The 17,189-nt window shown below is 65.7% G+C and carries 15 protein-coding genes; 11 read left to right on the top strand and 4 right to left on the bottom strand.

Features of this window, described 5'->3' with window-relative positions; all coding sequences use genetic code 11:
* Positions 1-4 precede the first annotated feature (4 nt).
* Genes nuoL through ABC319_RS04260 form a run of 7 tightly spaced genes read left to right on the top strand, consistent with a single transcriptional unit; the run spans position 5 to position 8,667 of the window.
* A complete protein-coding gene (gene nuoL, locus ABC319_RS04290) occupies positions 5-2,119 on the top strand; it encodes an NADH-quinone oxidoreductase subunit L (RefSeq protein WP_413069046.1) in 2,115 nt (704 codons plus the stop codon).
* A 7-nt stretch (positions 2,120-2,126) separates the two neighbouring features.
* Positions 2,127-3,707: an NADH-quinone oxidoreductase subunit M gene (locus tag ABC319_RS04285; RefSeq protein ID WP_413069045.1), complete on the top strand. Its 1,581-nt coding sequence runs from the start codon at positions 2,127-2,129 to the stop codon at positions 3,705-3,707.
* Positions 3,707-5,170, top strand: a complete 1,464-nt coding sequence (nuoN, locus tag ABC319_RS04280; protein WP_413069044.1) for an NADH-quinone oxidoreductase subunit NuoN — start codon at positions 3,707-3,709, stop codon at positions 5,168-5,170. The genes ABC319_RS04285 and nuoN overlap by 1 nt, the downstream gene beginning before the upstream one ends.
* Positions 5,137-5,886 (top strand): biotin--[acetyl-CoA-carboxylase] ligase, encoded by a 750-nt coding sequence (locus ABC319_RS04275; RefSeq protein ID WP_413069043.1) that lies wholly within the window; start codon positions 5,137-5,139, stop codon positions 5,884-5,886. The genes nuoN and ABC319_RS04275 overlap by 34 nt, the downstream gene beginning before the upstream one ends.
* Positions 5,887-5,898: 12 nt before the next feature.
* On the top strand, positions 5,899-6,729 hold the full coding sequence (locus tag ABC319_RS04270; protein ID WP_413069042.1) for a type III pantothenate kinase: 831 nt from the start codon (positions 5,899-5,901) through the stop codon (positions 6,727-6,729).
* Positions 6,730-6,742: 13 nt separating this feature from the next.
* Complete coding sequence (locus ABC319_RS04265; RefSeq protein ID WP_413069041.1) at positions 6,743-8,380, top strand: ribonuclease J; 1,638 nt, start codon at positions 6,743-6,745, stop codon at positions 8,378-8,380.
* Between the two features lie 5 nt (positions 8,381-8,385).
* The gene (locus tag ABC319_RS04260; protein WP_413069040.1) at positions 8,386-8,667 is read left to right on the top strand and encodes a DUF1467 family protein; all 282 of its coding nucleotides are present in this window, start codon (positions 8,386-8,388) and stop codon (positions 8,665-8,667) included.
* Between the two features lie 4 nt (positions 8,668-8,671).
* Here the strand turns inward: ABC319_RS04260 and ABC319_RS04255 are convergent, their stop codons facing one another.
* Positions 8,672-8,833: a hypothetical protein gene (locus tag ABC319_RS04255; RefSeq protein ID WP_413069039.1), complete on the bottom strand. Its 162-nt coding sequence runs from the start codon at positions 8,831-8,833 to the stop codon at positions 8,672-8,674.
* A 230-nt stretch (positions 8,834-9,063) separates the two neighbouring features.
* Positions 9,064-11,556 carry a hypothetical protein gene (locus ABC319_RS04250; protein WP_413069038.1) on the bottom strand — a complete coding sequence of 831 codons (2,493 nt, stop codon included), beginning with the start codon at positions 11,554-11,556 and terminating at the stop codon, positions 9,064-9,066.
* A gap of 101 nt (positions 11,557-11,657) precedes the next feature.
* Between ABC319_RS04250 and ABC319_RS04245 the strand changes: the two genes are divergently transcribed.
* From ABC319_RS04245 to ABC319_RS04230, 4 genes are all read left to right on the top strand, one after another.
* Positions 11,658-11,951 (top strand): Hpt domain-containing protein, encoded by a 294-nt coding sequence (locus ABC319_RS04245; RefSeq protein ID WP_413069037.1) that lies wholly within the window; start codon positions 11,658-11,660, stop codon positions 11,949-11,951.
* A gap of 66 nt (positions 11,952-12,017) precedes the next feature.
* Positions 12,018-13,187: a hypothetical protein gene (locus tag ABC319_RS04240; protein WP_413069036.1), complete on the top strand. Its 1,170-nt coding sequence runs from the start codon at positions 12,018-12,020 to the stop codon at positions 13,185-13,187.
* A 38-nt stretch (positions 13,188-13,225) separates the two neighbouring features.
* Positions 13,226-14,314: a DUF2336 domain-containing protein gene (locus ABC319_RS04235; protein ID WP_413069035.1), complete on the top strand. Its 1,089-nt coding sequence runs from the start codon at positions 13,226-13,228 to the stop codon at positions 14,312-14,314.
* Complete coding sequence (locus ABC319_RS04230; RefSeq protein WP_413069034.1) at positions 14,311-15,666, top strand: PAS domain-containing sensor histidine kinase; 1,356 nt, start codon at positions 14,311-14,313, stop codon at positions 15,664-15,666. Before ABC319_RS04235 ends, ABC319_RS04230 begins: the two co-directional genes overlap by 4 nt.
* A 6-nt stretch (positions 15,667-15,672) precedes the next feature.
* On the opposite strand, the gene ABC319_RS04225 is transcribed toward ABC319_RS04230, so the two are convergent.
* The gene (locus ABC319_RS04225) at positions 15,673-15,879 is read right to left on the bottom strand and encodes a hypothetical protein (RefSeq protein ID WP_413069033.1); all 207 of its coding nucleotides are present in this window, start codon (positions 15,877-15,879) and stop codon (positions 15,673-15,675) included.
* A gap of 10 nt (positions 15,880-15,889) precedes the next feature.
* Positions 15,890-17,173, bottom strand: coding sequence for a citrate synthase (locus ABC319_RS04220; RefSeq protein ID WP_413069032.1), 1,284 nt, complete (start codon positions 17,171-17,173; stop codon positions 15,890-15,892).
* Positions 17,174-17,189: the final 16 nt, after the last annotated feature.

Raw genomic sequence — 17,189 nt, 5'->3', positions numbered from 1 at the left:
ACGGTTGATCCTTCTGATCGTCTTCCTGCCGTTGCTCGCTGCCGCCATCGCGGGGCTAGGCAACAAGGCGCTGGGCTTCGTACCCGCCAAGCTTATCACGACAGGCGCGCTGTTCGTGTCGTGTGCGTTGTCGTGGCCGATATTCATCGGTTTCATGACCGGTGCGCAGACGGCGACCGTCACGCCGGTGCTGACCTGGATCGTCTCGGGCGGCGTGAACGTCGACTGGGCGCTAAGGGTCGACGCACTCACCGCGGTCATGCTGGTCGTCATCACCAGCGTGTCGGCACTCGTCCATTTGTATAGCTGGGGCTATATGAGCGAGGACCCGGATCAGCCGCGCTTCTTCGCCTACCTGTCGTTGTTCACCTTCGCGATGCTGATGCTGGTGACGGCCGACAGCCTCGTTCAGATGTTCTTCGGGTGGGAGGGTGTCGGTCTCGCGTCGTACCTCCTCATCGGCTTCTGGTTCAGGAAGCCGACCGCGCAGGCTGCGGCGATCAAGGCTTTCGTGGTCAACCGGGTCGGCGACCTCGGCTTCATGCTCGGCATCTTCGGCACCTTCCTCGTGTTCGGTACCGTGTCGATTCCCGAGATCCTTCAGGCGGCGCCTGGCATGGCAGGATCGACGATCGGCTTCCTTGGCCATCGCTACGACACGCTGACGGTGCTGTGCCTGCTGCTGTTCGTGGGCGCGATGGGCAAGTCGGCGCAGCTTGGCCTTCATACCTGGCTTCCCGATGCGATGGAGGGGCCGACGCCGGTGTCGGCGCTGATCCATGCGGCGACGATGGTCACCGCCGGCGTCTTCATGGTGTGCCGCCTGTCACCGATGTTCGAGGCGGCGCCGGTCGCGCTCGACGTGGTACGCTTTGTCGGGGCCGCGACCTGCCTGTTCGCGGCCACGTGCGGTCTGGTGCAGACCGACATCAAGCGCGTCATCGCCTATTCGACCTGTTCGCAGCTCGGCTACATGTTCTTCGCCGCCGGTGTCGGCGCGTATGGCGCGGCGATGTTCCACCTGTTCACGCACGCCTTCTTCAAGGCCCTGCTCTTCCTGGGTGCGGGATCGGTGATCCACGCGATGCATCATGAGCAGGACATGCGCTACTACGGAGCGTTGCGGAAGCAGATCCCGCTGACCTTCTGGGCGATGATGATGGGAACGCTGGCGATCACCGGTGTCGGCATCCCCGGTCTTTTCGGCCTCCCGAACATCGGCTTCGCAGGCTTCCACTCGAAGGACGCGATCATCGAGGCGGGCTGGGCGTCGGGCAATCCGGGTGTGTGGTTCGTTGGCGTCCTTGTCGCGTTGCTGACCAGCTTCTACTCCTGGCGCCTGATGTTCCTGACCTTCTGGGGGCAACCGCGCTGGATCAATTCGGAGCATATCCAGCACGCGATGCATGACGCGCACGGGCATGGTCATGTCGATGATCGCGGGCACGACGCGCATCATGTCGATGAAGTGCATGGCAATCCTGCCGTTGCGGAAGACGCCGGCGATGCACCGTCGCTTCACGGTCCGGCGCAGCGCGAGCTTGCCGTCGGTACCGCCGGGTATCACCCGCACGAGAGCCCGTGGCCGATGCTAGTGCCGCTCGGCATATTGTCGATCGGTGCCATCGCGGCGGGGTTCCTGTTCCACGGCTACTTCATCGAACCGGAGGCAGGTGCGGAATTCTGGAAGGGTGCCATCGCGTTCCGCGAGCATCTGATGCACTCGATGCATGAGGTTCCGGTGCCGATCAAATTGTCGGCAACCATCGCCATGTTGCTGGGGCTCTACACCGCCTGGTACAGCTATATCCGCAACACGCGCTTTCCCGCGATGGTCACAGAGCAGTTCGGTGTCCTCTACGACTTCCTGCTGCACAAATGGTATTTCGACGAGCTGTACCACCTGCTGTTCGTCCGCCCTGCCTTCGCCATCGGGAGCCTGCTCTGGCATCGTGGCGACGAGCAGACGATCGACCGGTTCGGGCCCAACGGCTCTGCATGGCTGGTCCAGCTGGGTTCGCGTGGTGCGGCCAAGCTTCAATCGGGGTATCTGTATTCCTATGCCTTTGTCATGTTGATCGGGCTGACCGCCGCGGTCACCTGGGCCATCGCGGGTTGATCGGCTGATGAACGGCTTTCCTCTCCTGTCGCTGATGTTGGTGGTCCCCGCGGTTGCCGCCGTCGCCTGTCTGTTTCTGTCGGCTGGCGGCGCCCGGATGACGGCTCTGGCCGCGACGCTGGTCGATATGGCCCTCGGCATAGTCATGTGGACCGGATTCGACATCGGCGGTGCGCAGTGGCAGTTCGTCGAGGCCGGACCGAGGTTCGGCTTCTTCAGCTGGTCGCTCGGCATCGACGGCTTCGCGCTGTTGCTGATCATGCTCAGCGTCTTCCTGATGCCGATCTGCATCGGTGCAAGCTGGCGCTCGGTCACGAACCGCGTGCCCGAGTACATGGCGGCGTTCCTGCTGACGGAGGTGCTGATGATCGGCACGTTTGCGGCGCAGGACCTGTTTCTGTTCTATCTGTTCTTCGAAGCCGGCCTGATCCCGATGTACCTGATCATCGGCATCTGGGGCGGGGCGAACCGCATCTACGCGTCGTACAAGTTCTTCCTGTACACGCTGCTCGGTTCTCTCCTGATGCTCGTGGCGATGCTGTACATGGCACAGACGGCGGGTACATCGAGTATCCCGGCGTTGCAGGCCTATGACTTCCCGGCCGGGGTACAGACCTGGCTATGGCTCGCCTTCTTCGCTTCATTCGCGGTGAAGATGCCGATGTGGCCGGTGCACACCTGGCTTCCCGATGCGCACGTGCAGGCGCCGACCGCCGGCTCGGTGATCCTGGCCGGCGTGCTGCTGAAGCTTGGCGGCTACGGCTTCCTGCGGTTCAGCCTGCCAATGTTTCCGGAGGCTTCGGGCGAGTTCACCTGGCTGATCTTCGCCCTGTCATCGATCGCGGTCGTCTATACCTCGCTCGTTGCGCTGGTGCAGGCCGACATGAAGAAGCTGATCGCCTATTCGTCGGTGGCGCACATGGCGATCGTCACGATTGGCCTGTTCGCGTTCAACCGGCAGGGGATCGAGGGCGCGATGATCATGATGCTGAGCCACGGCCTGGTATCCGGTGCATTGTTCCTCTGCGTCGGCGTGATTTACGACCGGCTGCATACCCGCGAGATCGCCCGCTACGGCGGACTGAGCATCAACATGCCCAAATATGCGGTATTGTTCCTGTTCTTCACAATGGCATCGATCGGTCTGCCGGGCACCAGCGGGTTCGTCGCGGAGTTCCTGTCCTTGATGGGCACATACCAGGTGTCGACCTGGACTGCGCTGATCTGCACGACCGGCATCATTCTCGGCGCGGCATACATGCTCTATCTCTATCGTCGCATCGCCTATGGCGAGATCACGTCGGAAGAGGTGCGGGCGATGCCCGACCTGTCGAGCCGCGAAATGTGGCTATTGGCGCCGATCGCAGCCGTGGTGCTGTGGATGGGCGTGTATCCCGAGAGCTTCATGGCGCCGATGCGGAACGATGTCGCCGTGCTGCTGGAGCGGATCGATCGGGCCGCGCCGGCTGGAGACTCCCGGCCGACGCCGGGCAACCCGGCGGCGGCCAAGGCTGCGGCAGGCGAGCATGGCGGCGAACACGGGGCCGCCGCCGCCGGACATGAAGCGATGCCGGGGAAGGCACACTGATGGACTATGCTGCCAATCTCGCCATGACCCTGCCAGAGGTTCTGCTGGGCGTCGGGGCGGTGCTGTTGATGATGGTTTCCGCCTGGGGCGGTCCCGGTTCGACGCGGGCGGTTTCCTGGACCGCCGTCGTCATCCTGTTCGGTGCAGGGCTGGCGTTGCTCGGCCCGGCCGGGTCCGGTGGAGCCGCCTTCCAGGGATTGTACCGGGCGGATGCCTTCGCTGCTTATGCCAAGGTGCTGATCTATCTCGCTACGGCGGTGTCGATCATCCTGGCGCCGGGTTTCTTCGAGCGGTCTGCGGGCGATGACCTGCGACCGGAATATCCGGTGCTGATGCTGTTGTCGGCAACGGGCATGGGCATGATGGTGTCCGCAGGCGACCTGCTGACGCTCTATGTCGGGCTCGAGTTGCAGAGCCTAGCGGCGTATGTGCTTGCGAGCTTCGTCCGCCGCGACCTGCGTTCGGCCGAGGCGGGGCTGAAGTACTTCGTGCTCGGAGCGCTGGCGAGCGGCATCCTGCTGTACGGTGTCAGCCTGGTCTACGGCTTCTCCGGAACGACGATGTTCGACGGGATCGCCGACGCCTATGCGGCGAACGTCGATGCACCCGTTCGATCGCTCGGCCTGACGTTCGGGCTGGTGTTCGTGTTCGCCGGCCTGGCCTTCAAGATCGCGGCGGTGCCGTTCCATATGTGGACGCCCGACGTGTACGAGGGGGCGCCCACGCCGGTGACTGCCTTCTTCGCTTCCGCGCCCAAGGTCGCGGCGATGGGGCTGGCGGTACGCGTCGCGATCGAGGCGATGGGGCCTGCCTTGGGCGAGTGGCGGCAGATCGTGATCTTTGCGGCGCTGGCCTCGATCGTCCTCGGTGCCGTCGGTGCGATCGGTCAAACCAACGTCAAGCGACTGCTGGCTTACTCGTCGATCAACAATGTCGGATTTGCCCTGATCGGATTGGCGGCAGGTACACCGGAAGGTGTGGCTGGCGTGATGACCTACATGGCGATCTATGTCGCCATGACGCTGGGGTGTTTTCTGGTGGTGCTGCGCATGCGGGATCAGGCGGGCGAACCGGTCGAGGCGATCGCCAGCCTGTCGGGCCTGTCACGCAGTCGGCCGGGGCTTGCCGCGGCGATGGCGATGTTCATGTTCTCGCTGGCCGGCATCCCCCCGCTGTTCGGCTTCTACGCAAAGTTCGCCGTGTTCGACGCGGCAGTACGTGCAGGACTGTTCCCGCTCGCCGCGGTGGGCATCGCGGCATCGGTGATCGGCGCCTATTACTACCTGCGCGTGGTGAAGACGATGTACTTCGACGAGCCCGCGCCGGAATATACCCGCGAGGGTAACGGTGTGATCGAGGGTGGGCTGATTGCGGTAGCGGCGGTGATCGTCTCCCCGCTCGGCTATCTCGCCATCCCGCTACTGGCGGCATGGAGCATGGCAGCAGCACAGGCACTGTTCTGATCCAGGGCTCTTCTACGATCGTCCGAACCGTCAAGGAGACCGGGTCGACCAACGCCGACATGGTTGCGCTGGCTCGTTCGGGCATCGCGGAAGGCTCGTGGATCCGCGCCGATCGTCAATCCGCAGGGCGCGGACGGCAGGGGCGGGACTGGGCATCGCCGGCCGGCAATCTCTATGCGAGCACGCTGGTAAGGCTCCGAGCCGGCGATCCCCCCGCCGCGACCCTGGCGATGGTCGCGGCCGTTGCCCTTGAACAGGCAGTCGGCATGTATCTGCCGATCGGCGCGCAGCTTAAATGGCCCAACGATCTGATGATCGACGGTGCCAAACTGTCCGGCATCCTGTTAGAACGCAGCGGCGATGCTGTGGTGATCGGATTCGGCGTCAACCTGATGCATCATCCCACGCTTCCCGGTCGTCGCACCACGAGCCTGGCGTCCCACGGTGTCGCGACGAATCCGGCGGCATTCACTGAGGTGCTGGCCGAATTCTTTGCCAGCTGGCTGTCCCGATGGCGCGGGGAGGGGATGGCACCGGTGCGGGCGCGCTGGCTGGAACGCGCGCATCCGATTGGCACGGCCCTGACGGCGCGACTGGCGGACGATAGCGCGATCGATGGCCTGTTCGAGGGACTTGATGCCGACGGAGCGCTCAACCTCCGTTTGGCGTCCGGAGAGCGACGTGTCATCCACGCCGGCGACGTCTTCCTGTTGTAAGGGTCAGAGATCATGCTGCTCGCGATCGATGCAGGCAACACCAACATCGTCTTCGCCCTGGTTGCCATCGAGGCGGATGTACGGATCATCAGGGCACGGTGGCGGATCGCGACCGATCCGCGACGAACCGCCGACGAATATGCGGTGTGGCTCAGCCAGTTGCTGGCGCTGGAGGGTTTCGACCGTAGCGATGTCGACGGTGTCATCATCGCCACGGTGGTGCCGCGCGCGCTTCACAATCTGGAAGTGCTGGCGACAAAGTATTTCGGCACTACCCCGCTGATCGCCGGCCATGCACCCGTCGAGTGGGGCATCTCGCTCGACATCGACGAGCCCGGATCGCTGGGGGCCGACAGGGCCGTCAACACGATCGCAGCGCATGCGCTGCATCCAGGCGATCTGATCGTGATCGATTTCGGCACCGCCGCCACCTTCGATGTCAGCGATTATACGGGTGCGTACAAGGGCGGTATCATCGCGCCCGGCATCAATCTCTCGCTGGATGCGCTGGTGACGGCGGCAGCCAAACTGCCACGCATCGCGATCGAATCGCCCTCGACCACCAGCGTCATCGGCCGCAACACCGTCGATCAGATGCACATCGGCATCTACTGGGGCTATGTCGCGATGATCGAAGGGCTGGTCGCCCGGTTGCGAGCGGAGGTCGGACGGCCCGTGAAGGTGATCGCAACGGGCGGCCTGGCGACCTTATTCGAGAAGCATACCAATGTCTTCGACCATATCGAGCCCGACCTGACGATCCAGGGGCTGGCGATGATGTGGCAGAAGGCCCATATCCATCAGACCACGCCCGCGCCGGGCGGCCATCCGGCGCTCCCATAATCGAAAGTATTGAATGACTCCGAAGAACGAACTTCTCTTCTGTGCCCTGGGCGGCTCCGGCGAGATCGGCATGAACGTGAACCTGTACGGTTCGAACGGCAAATGGGTGATGGTCGATTGCGGCATCACCTTCGCGGACCCGGCCTATCCCGGCATCGACGTGATTCTGCCCGACCTGCAATTCATCGAAGAGCGAGCCGACGACCTGCTCGGCATCGTCCTTACCCACGGCCACGAGGATCACATCGGCGCACTGCCGTATCTGGCCGAGGATCTGGGTGTGCCGCTCTACGCGACGCCGTTCACCGCCGGTCTCATCCGCGGCAAGCTCGAGGAGGAGGGGATCGCCAATCGCGTCAAGCTGCGCGTCATCCAGCCCGGCGAGCGGTTCGAGTTGAAGCCGTTCGGGTTCACGTTCGTGCCGATGTCTCACTCGATCCCGGAGGCGTCGGCGCTGGTGATCGATACGCCGGTCGGCCGGGTGTTCCACTCGGGCGACTGGAAGCTCGATGCGACGCCGGTGATCGGCAATCCAGCGACCGAGGCGCAGCTGACGGCGATCGGTGACGAGGGCATTGATGTGCTTGTCTGCGATTCGACCAACGTGTTCAACAAGGAAGCATCGGGCTCTGAAGCCAGTGTCCGTACCGGACTGGCAGAGACGATCGCGAAGGCGAAGGGGCGCGTGCTCGTCACCACCTTCGCCTCGAACGCGGCACGGCTGCATACGCTGGGTCAGGTGGCGCGCGAAACGGGGCGAAAGCTGTGCGTGACGGGTCGATCGCTCGATCGGATCCTGAAGGTCGCTCGTTCCGTCGGATATCTCCAGGATTTCCCGGAAACGGTCGACCCCGACACCGCCATGCGCCTGCCGAGGAACAAGGTGCTGATCGTCGCAACGGGTGGCCAGGGCGAGGCGCGTGCGGCGCTGTCGCGCGTCGCGGAGGGGTCGCACACCATCAGCCTGGATGCGGGCGACACGGTGGTCTTTTCGTCCAAGCAAATTCCCGGCAACGAGGTGGCAATCGGTCGCATCCAGAACCTTCTGGCGGCCAAGGGCGTCGAGATGGTGACCGAGCGTCAGGCCCATGTCCATGTATCCGGTCATCCCGGCCGACCGGAGCTGGCGAAGATCTACTCGTGGCTGCGACCGGACCTGCTGGTTCCTGTCCATGGCGAGATGCGGCACATGATGGAACAGGCCCGTTTCGGACTTGCCGAAGGAGTGCCGCAGGCGATCGTCCAAGCCGATGGCGATATCGTTCGATTGCTGCCGGGCGCCGCGAAGAAGATCGGCCATGCGCCGGTTGGCCGTCTGGTGCTTGACGGCGACGTTATCCTGCCATCCGACGGCTCGACGATCAACGAGCGGCGCAAGCTGGCGTTGAACGGCCAGATCTCCATCGCATTGGCGATGAAGGAAGGGCGGCTGTTCGGAACGCCACAGGTTCGCCTGCAAGGGGTGCCGGTAGAGGATGAGCGCGATGCGTTCATCGACGATGCCGTCGACGCGGCGGCGCAAGCTGCACGTGGCGGCAACCGGCGCGGCAAGGACCGCCTGCGCGAGGATGTCCGGCTAGCCGTACGCAAGGTCGCCACCCGCTGGACCGGCAAGAAGCCCGTGGTCGACGTGCTGGTCATCGACGCCTGATCGCCATGAGGTGGACGTCGGCGCTCGCGATCTACATCCTGTTCTGGTCGTTCTCGGTCTTCCTCGTCCTGCCGTTCGGCGTTAGGACCACGGATGAGGCCGGGGGCGACCGGATCGCCGGACAGGCAGACAGCGCCCCGCATGAATTTCGTGCGGGCCGAACCGCTGTACGTGTGACCGTCGTCGCGACGATCTTGTTCGTGCTGTTCCAGCTGAACTACAGCTATGGCTGGATCGAGGCGCGCGACGTCGACTTCTTCGACCGGATGAACATGGAAACGCGCTGAGGCGTCAGTGTTCCAGCTTCCGGCGGATCTCGGCGAGCTTGGACGACAGGCGGTGGGTCACGGGCGATATTCGCTCCTGCAAGGCACGGGCTTCCGCCTCGTCGATCACCCGTCGCTCCCGATGCGCCTTGCCCGACGGGAAGCTGAGGAGATCGGGTATCCTCACCCATTGGGCTCGCTGGGCGGCCGTGATGTAGGCGGCTCCGTGGCATAGCCGGGTGCGTAAGCCCAGCCTTTTCCCACAGTGGAAGCGCCGACGAGTGACAGATCGGCCCATCCGGCGCGATGGCGTTTGCCGATTGGTACAGGACCGTTCGAGGATCGACTTCCAACTTCGTCGAGCTCTCCCGATTGCGAGCGAGACCAATTTTATCGCCGTCGCAATCAGGCGTTTACCTACCTCAATCGCTCGATCGCCTGCGCCAGCGCCACGTACAATTTCCCCATGTCGGAGGAGAGCAGCGTCACCCCCAGCGGCGATCCGTCTCGCTGAGCCAGAATGGTGCGCAGCATGGCTTCGAAGTCGTGGATATAGCCGTTGACCTGATCGCGAAACCGCTGGTCACCGTCGTACAGATTGGCGATGTCTCGTGCGTCGCCGCCGTCGATCAATCGGACCGCACGGCGGGTGAAGACGCCCCGGTCGCCTTTCAGATACGCCGCCCACGCGCTGTCGGCGATGTCCGGCGCGAATGCCTTGGCGATGTCGATCGACGCCGAATTGAGTGCTTCGATCAGCACCGATACGCGGCGGGACAGCGAGTCGTGATCCGCGGTCTCGCGCTCGGTCCGTGCGTCCTCGATCCGGGTTTCAACGAGCGCGCTCTGCTCGCTGATGATCCTCACCTGTCCCGCCAGCCGCTCGGTGGCACGGGTGGCGGCATCGACAGCTGCGTCGGCGGCTTCGCCGATCGCGGCGATCTGTCGCTGGACGGTGTCGCTCGCGGCGCGGCGCATCGCTGCGGCGCTCGCCTGTTCGAGGGTGCCGGCGACCTCGGGGATCACGGCTTCCAGCGTCTCGCGCGCCCGATCGGCGGCGACCTGTGCCGTTTCGCGGACGCGGAGCAGCGCATCGAGCAGCCGCGGCGCGGCTTCATCGGCGAACCGGTGGCTGCGATCGATGGTCTCGTCCACCATTTCACCCAGTGCATCGGCCTTGGCACGGCCCTGAGTCAGTGTATCGAGCAGGTTGCTCGACAACTGATCGAGCGTCCGGCGCTGATCGGCGATCACGCCGGCTACCGCTTCGATCGCGTCGTGCGTGCTCTCCGCCGCGGTGACAAGGGCGAGCAGTTCCGGCTTAGCCTGGCCGACAGAGCGGCGGCTGTCCGCTACCCGGGCATCGAGTCGATCGAGCGCGTCGGGCAGTGTCTCGTCGATCTCACGCGCGGCGGCATCGAGGGCGACGAGCAATGCCTCCGTAGAGCCCATCGTCTGCTTCGCCATCGTGTCACCGGCGCGGAGCGCCTCGGTCATGGCATCGGCAGAGCCACCCAGCGCGCTGATCGACGCGGCAAGCATCTGCGTCCGCTCGACACCCTGACTGTGCAGCACCCGGAACCGGTCGTCTACATCGCGCAGACCGTCGGTAAGCCCGCCGACCATCTGTGCGGCCACTCCACCCTCGTCAGCCAATCGCACCGCGATCCGCTGGACCACGTCTTCGACCGCATGGAGCCGCTCAGCCAGAGCGTCGACGCTCTCGCCTGCCGCCGTGTCCAGCGCCGCGTGATGACGCGCTACGATCGCCAGCATCGCCTCGGCCTGTTCGGTCAGGCGGAGGCGGGCGTCGTCCGTCGATTGTTCGGTTCGGCCGATCAGGGCCTCCACCGTCTCGGCCAACTCGGCGGCAACGCGGGCCAATCGACTTCCGGCGGAGCCCCCCGTGGTATCGAGCCGATCGACCTGTTCGGCGAGGCGGGCGGCCGCGGTCGTCGCGAACACGTCCACTGCCGTGGTCATGCCGCTGACCGACTGCTGCAATCGTTGCCCCGCATCCTCGCCGGCGGCGTCGATCCGCTCTGCCTGTTCGTGGAGCAAGCGTGCGGCTGCCTCACCCTGCTGCGCCAGGGCAGCGGCAGTTTCGGCGGTTGCTCGTTCAAGCCGCCGACTGGCGGCGTCGCCGGCCGCGTCGATGCGGATGACCTGCTCGGCCAGATGCTCGGCGGCGATCGCGGTACCGCTGTCTACCAGTCGCGACCGCTCACCAAGCGCAGCGAGCTGGGCGTCCAACGCGGCGGCCTGAGCGGCGGCCGTCAGGCCGGCCTGGTCCAGGCGCCGTCCGACCTCCTCGCTCTCGGCGCGGGCACGAGGCATCGCTGCGATCAGCTCGCCGACCGTCGCTCGTGCCCGTTCGGCCGTCTGCGACAGCTTTTCGGCCTGCGCCTCTGCCTCCTCGATCCGTTCGGCCATGGCATCGCCGATCAACGCAAGCCGGGCAGCGGCCGCACCGCCGGCGTCGAGCTGGACCGCGATCTGCTCGCGATGCGAGGCCAGGGTGCGCGACAGCGAGGCGATCCGCCGTTCCATGGCTGCGGCCTCCGTCCGCATCGCCTGGGCCGATGCGCCGAACCGCCGAGCTTCGGCCCGGCTGGTGCGGCGGGCGAGCAGCCAGACGATCCCGATCAACGCGGGCACCACCGCCAGGGCAGCGATGAATTGCGCGAGCTCTACCGGAAGCAATGCCGGAAGCGTCGGCAGCGACAGCCACACCATGCCGCCGATCCATGCCAGCGTCAGCGCCAGGGCAGATGCGGGCATCGCCCATCCCCAGCCACCGGAGGCGTCCAGCGGCTCGGCATCGACCAGGTCGAGGACATCGTCCTCCACCCAATCCTGTTCGGCTCTCGGCCAGAGATCGTCATGCGCGTCGATGCGTGCGCCCATCATGCCGGCCCCCCAATCATCGATCCCGTGTACCATCTTTGGAGGAAGCGTAAATGCCGAGGTTGCTAACCACCTGGTAACTATCGTACCCCTATCGGGTGCCTATGGCGTATGATCCCGGTGCAATCGATGCGACATTGGCGGCGACCGTGGGAGACGATCCCGCGTTGATCGTGGAGCTGAGGATGGCATTCGTCTCCAGTGCCGAGAAGGCGCTTTCCGCCATGGAGAAGGCCGACGAGCTCGATACCTGGCGCACCGCCGCGGCGCGGTTGCGCGGCCTGGCTGCGAGTTTCGGCGCGGTGCGGCTGATGGCGCTGGCCGCGGGTGCAGTCGACGGGCGCCCGGGCGACCAGCAGATGCTGGCAAAGCTTCGTCGAGCCGTGCAGCGGCTCTGATCACGACGGACGATCGGCGATACCGGCCGTTGTCCTTCGCCTCAATGACCCCTAACAGCGTGGACGATGCTCGCAGGGCTCCTCTTCGCCGACCATGAAGCGCTGGACCGGCCCGGTCAGTTGACCGCAACGCTGCCGTTCGGCGGCGTGTCGTTGATCGAATATCAGGCCCGGCTGCTGATCAGGGCAGGTGCATCGCAATTGATCGTGTCGGTCGGCCGGTTGACGCCGGAACTGCTCGGTGCCCTCGGACGGATAGGTCGTCGCGGTATCGCCGTCGATGCCGTGCGATCGGCAGCGGAAGCGACCGAGAAGCTGCATCCGCTGTCGCGCGTCCTGATGCTTGCCGATGGCTTGATCACCACCCAGGACATCGTCGACGCGCTCGCCCATGAGCCGTCGGACGTATTGCTGGTCATGCCGGACGTGGAGTCGCCGCCGGAATACGAGCGGCTGGGCGGGCGCATGGCTTGGGCCGGCGTCGCGCGGCTGGATCCGCGCCGGATCGCGGAGGTGGCGGCGCTTCCGCGCGATTACGATCTGCAATCGACAACGCTGCGGCTGGCGGAACAAGCGCGTGCCGCACACCTGCCGCTGCCGCCGAGCGCGGTACATGACGGTCATGGCATCGAGCATTCGAGCGCGGGCATGGCCGCTCGGGGGCGCGCCGTGCTGGCGGCGACGGTGGCGGATCGCAGGAACTGGTTCAACACGGCCCTGATCGCGCCGCTCGCACGGGCCGCCGTGCCGCCCCTCGTCGCCCGCGGCGTGGCGACCGGGCTGATCGCTGCGACCGGCCTGATCGTCGGCATCGGCGGCGTGATGAGCGTGGCGATGGGAATGGCGGCGACGGGCCTGACTGTCGCCCTCGTTGGCAGCCTGGTGCTGAATCTGGGTGCGGTGCTGGCGCGGCTTCGTGACGAGGACCGGCTGGATCACGTCCAGACGGGTGCGGCGGCGCTGGTTCCGGCCGGCGCGGCAGTGGCGCTTGCGGCAGAAGTGGCGACGCCGCTTGCCGCCGCCGGAGTCGCCATGCTGCTGTTCGTGGCGGGGCTGGGCATGCGTGCGATACGGCGACCGCACCGTTGGGCTTGGTGGGGGACGCCGCAAGCTTATCTGCTTGTGCTGACAGTATCCGCGCTGGCAGGACATGCCGAGTGGGGGATCGCCGCGGCCCTCCTATATGGTAGCGCGACATTGACGGCGGCGGTCGAGTCGATGCGGCGGGAGGCTTAGGGCCACCTTAACTACGGGAACAATAGGCCTTCGGCATCATGGTGGAGCAGACGGATCGGACAGAGGCGGGGGACTGGACACCGCACGGGCTGGCAGCGCGTGCCGCTGCCGCCGATCGACGTGCGCGCGCGACTGTTGTGATCGCCGGTGCCGATCTGGCGATCGGTGAAAACGGACGGCTGGACGAGCAGATTCGCCTGGCCTTGGGTGCGCATTGCCGGGCAGCGATGTCGGCGGTGGAGGTGGCGATCCGCCGCCATACCCTGCGCTTGCTCGCCGACCAGATGACGGCCGCTCGAGCCGAAGGGCTGCTGCGTTCTGCCGATGAACTCCCGGCGCGGCTGACGGCGGCGGGACTGTTGAGCGATCCCGATCTGGTCGGCGAGATGCTCGCGCGGGTGCGACAGGACATGCTGGCGGCGGCCCTGCCGATGGCGGCGGGTGGTCCCGACGAGCCGAGCCTGCTCGTTCGCCTGTCGCTGGCTCCCGATGTGCCGGTCGCGCGTGCTGCAGGAGCGCTGCTGCTGGCGGAAAGCCGCCGTCGCGATCAGTTCGAACGGGGGCAGCCGGATGGTGCCGACCTGCCGCGATCGGTGTACGACAAGCTGGTCTGGTGGGTCGCTGCCGCCATGCGCGGCGACGCCCATGACGCCGCCCGCGATCAGGCCCTGGCGGAAGCAGCCGGGCGTTGCTTGAGCGCCCATGAGGATGGCGAGAGGGCCGACATGCTTGCCATGCGGCTGGCCGGCGCCATCGACCCGCGTCCGGCCGAGATCCCCAGCCTGTTGGTGGAGGCGATCGGCGACCGACGTATCGGCTTCTTCATCGCACTGCTGGCGCATACGCTCGATCTGCCGTTCGAACAGTCCCGCACCCTGACGCTGGAGCCGGGCGGTGATCGCTTGTGGCTCGCTCTCAGGGCGTTGAAGCTGGATCAGGCGGCGATCGCGCGGATCGGTCTGGCGCTCGGCGATGCCGATCCCGCCCGCGATGTCGAGGCATTTGCCGAGGCGCTCGACGATATCGTCGCGATCCTGCCTGAGGAAGCGCACGCCGCGCTGATGCCCTTGACGCTCGATCGTCGCTTCCTGGCCGCCATCCGTGTCGTCGAGGCTGGCGTGCGATGAATGTTCCCGACGCGGCGACTGGCGGCGCGGTGGCGCATGCGGTGATCGGTGTGGACGGCGTGCTGCTGTCCGCTGATCCAGCGATCGCCACGCTGAATAGCCGCGCTGGCGGCGTGCTGGGCAGCAGGCTGGCAGTGCCGCAACTGGCCGCAGCGGCGTGGCTGGCCACGCGGCTGGGCATCACCGTCTGTCGGCGTGTCATCGTGGCCGACGACGACAGCGATCTGGAACTATGGATCCGGGTACAGCCCGAAGGCGAGCGGATCAGGATCGCGGCTAGCGGATGGACGGAGCGCCCGGCATGGCGACCTACCCGCGACGGGCTGCCGCCACTGCCGGATGTCGGGCTGGCGTGGGAAACGGATGCGGCCCTGCGCCTGACCTTCGTCGCCCCCGGCACCACCCATCTGCAGGGGTTCGATGCGACGTCGTTGCTGGGGCTGCCGCTTACCGCCTTGTTCGGCTTCGACGAGGGAACGGGCGGGGCGATGCCGATCCTCGATGCGCTAGCACGGCGACGTCCGTTCCGCGATCAGCCCGCCATGCTACGACCGACCGGGCAGCCGGTCATGCTATCCGCATCGATCAGGCCCGACGTGCAAGGTGACTTCGGCGGACTGACCGGCAATGCCCGGCTTGCGGAGGTAGTCGAGCGGAGCGATCCGCTGTCCTCCGTATTCACGACTGGCCTGGACAAGGCGTTGCGTGCGCCGTTGTCGCGGATCGTGGCGGATGCCGACGCGATCGGTGCGGCGGCAGAGGGTCCGGTGGCGGCAGACTATGTCGACTACGCCGCCGACATTGCCAGCGCCGGCCGTCATCTGATGGCGCTCGTTGACGATCTGGTCGATCTCCAGGCAATCGAACGGCCCGACTTCACGCCGGCCAGCGTTCCGATCGACCTGGCGGAAGGCGCCCGGCGCGCGGTTGCGTTGCTGTCCGTCCGTGCCGATCACGCCGGGGTCACAATCCTTAAGCCGGCTTCCGACGAGCGGGCGCCGGCGGTCGGCGATGCGCGCCGCGTATTGCAGATCCTGGTCAACCTGATCGGCAATGCCGTCCGCTACACGCCCAATGGCGGGGCGGTGGCGTTGGATGTGGCGATCAGCGGTCCGATGGCGCGAGTGACGGTCACCGACCATGGAAAGGGTATCGCTCCCCAGGATCAGGAGCGCGTATTCGGCAAGTTCGAGCGGGTCGATCCCAACGAGATCGGCGGCAACGGCCTCGGTCTGTTTATCGCACGTCGACTGGCGCGGGCGATGGGTGGCGATCTGACGCTGGCCAGCGCGCCGGGAGAGGGCGCGCGGTTCACCCTGACGCTGCCTACCGGAACACTCGCAAGCGCCTGATCGCCGTCAGCGGCGCGGCATTCGCCGCGCCGCCAGTACGATGAGCAATCCAACGACGGCCAGTGCCGCGCCGTAGTCTGCCCAGACCTTCTGATCGAGCATGAAACTGGACGATGGCCAGTGGACGTAACCTAGCCCCTGGCCGATCCACAGCATGCCCATCAACGTCATCAGGACGCCGACAGCGAGGAAGATCGGCCGGAGGCGGCGCATCGCTTCGCTCCTAGCGCCGTTCGACCGGGACGTAATCGCGCTGCGTCGGGCCGGTGTAGAGCTGGCGCGGGCGACCGATCTTCTGATCGGGATCGGTGATCATCTCGTTCCATTGCGCAACCCAGCCGACGGTACGGGCGAGGGCGAACAGAACGGTGAACATCGAGGTCGGAAAGCCGATCGCCGACAGGATCACGCCCGAGTAGAAATCGACGTTGGGGAACAGCTTCTTCTCGACGAAATAATCGTCGTTCAGCGCCAGTTCCTCCAACCGCAAGGCGGTATCGAACAGCGGATCGTTGACCTTCAGCGCGCCGAACACCTCGCGCACGGTCTTCTGCATCACCGTCGCGCGCGGGTCGTAGTTCTTGTAGACGCGGTGGCCGAAACCCATCAGCCGGAACGGATCGTTCTTGTCCTTTGCGCGGGCGATGTATTCCGGAATCCGCTCCGGCGTGCCGATCTCGCGCAGCATGTTCAACGCCGCCTCGTTCGCGCCGCCGTGCGCCGGCCCCCACAGGCACGCGATGCCGGCCGCGATGCACGCGAACGGATTGGCGCCCGACGATCCGGCGAGACGAACGGTCGATGTCGACGCGTTCTGTTCGTGATCGGCGTGCAGGATGAAGATGCGATCCATCGCCTTCTCGACCGCCGGGTTCACCTCATAGGGCTCCGCCGGAACACCGAAGGTCATCCGCAGGAAGTTGCCGGTGTAGGACAGGGAGTTGTCCGGGTACAGGAATGGCTGACCGACGCTGTACTTGTACGCCATCGCCGCAATCGTCGGCATCTTGGCGATCAGGCGGTGCGAGGCGATGACCCGCTGCGCAGGATCGTGGATATCCGTCGAATCGTGGTAGAAGGCCGACAGCGCGCCGACGACGCCGCACATGATCGCCATCGGATGGGCGTCCCTGCGGAATCCGCGAAAGAACGTCGCCAACTGTTCGTGCACCATGGTGTGGCGCGTGATCGTGTTGTCGAACGTCTTCAGTTCGTCGGCGGACGGCAGCTCGCCGTTCAGCAGCAGATATGCCACCTCCATGAAGCTCGACTGCTCGGCCAGGTCACCAATCGCGTAACCGCGATGGAGCAGCACGCCCTGGTCACCGTCGATATAGGTGAGCTTGGACTGGCACGACGCTGTGGAGGTGAAGCCGGGATCGTAGGTGAAGGCGTCCGTCTGCCCGTACATCTTGCGGATATCGACCACGTCCGGGCCGATCGTGCCCGACATGACCGGATAATCGTAGCTCTTGCCGCCGAGGGAGAGCGTTGCGGGGTCGGTCATTCCACCATCCTTCATG

The organism is Sphingomonas phoenicis (genome assembly GCF_047238005.1).
Taxonomy (GTDB): domain Bacteria; phylum Pseudomonadota; class Alphaproteobacteria; order Sphingomonadales; family Sphingomonadaceae; genus Sphingomonas.
Note: the sequence above shows the minus strand (reverse complement) of the source record. Positions and strands in the feature narration are given on the sequence as shown.

What these genes read in the sequence shown, in the direction of transcription:
- ABC319_RS04285 (WP_413069045.1), top strand. Translation starts at nt 2,127, where the DNA reads ATGAACGGCTTTCCTCTCCTGTCGCTGATGTTGGTGGTCCCCGCGGTT.
- nuoN (WP_413069044.1), top strand. Translation starts at nt 3,707, where the DNA reads ATGGACTATGCTGCCAATCTCGCCATGACCCTGCCAGAGGTTCTGCTG.
- ABC319_RS04275 (WP_413069043.1), top strand. Translation starts at nt 5,137, where the DNA reads ATGGAGCATGGCAGCAGCACAGGCACTGTTCTGATCCAGGGCTCTTCT.
- ABC319_RS04270 (WP_413069042.1), top strand. Translation starts at nt 5,899, where the DNA reads ATGCTGCTCGCGATCGATGCAGGCAACACCAACATCGTCTTCGCCCTG.
- ABC319_RS04265 (WP_413069041.1), top strand. Translation starts at nt 6,743, where the DNA reads ATGACTCCGAAGAACGAACTTCTCTTCTGTGCCCTGGGCGGCTCCGGC.
- ABC319_RS04260 (WP_413069040.1), top strand. Translation starts at nt 8,386, where the DNA reads ATGAGGTGGACGTCGGCGCTCGCGATCTACATCCTGTTCTGGTCGTTC.
- ABC319_RS04250 (WP_413069038.1), bottom strand. Translation starts at nt 11,556, where the DNA reads ATGATGGGCGCACGCATCGACGCGCATGACGATCTCTGGCCGAGAGCC.
- ABC319_RS04245 (WP_413069037.1), top strand. Translation starts at nt 11,658, where the DNA reads ATGGCGTATGATCCCGGTGCAATCGATGCGACATTGGCGGCGACCGTG.
- ABC319_RS04240 (WP_413069036.1), top strand. Translation starts at nt 12,018, where the DNA reads ATGCTCGCAGGGCTCCTCTTCGCCGACCATGAAGCGCTGGACCGGCCC.
- ABC319_RS04235 (WP_413069035.1), top strand. Translation starts at nt 13,226, where the DNA reads ATGGTGGAGCAGACGGATCGGACAGAGGCGGGGGACTGGACACCGCAC.
- ABC319_RS04230 (WP_413069034.1), top strand. Translation starts at nt 14,311, where the DNA reads ATGAATGTTCCCGACGCGGCGACTGGCGGCGCGGTGGCGCATGCGGTG.
- ABC319_RS04225 (WP_413069033.1), bottom strand. Translation starts at nt 15,879, where the DNA reads ATGCGCCGCCTCCGGCCGATCTTCCTCGCTGTCGGCGTCCTGATGACG.
- ABC319_RS04220 (WP_413069032.1), bottom strand. Translation starts at nt 17,173, where the DNA reads ATGACCGACCCCGCAACGCTCTCCCTCGGCGGCAAGAGCTACGATTAT.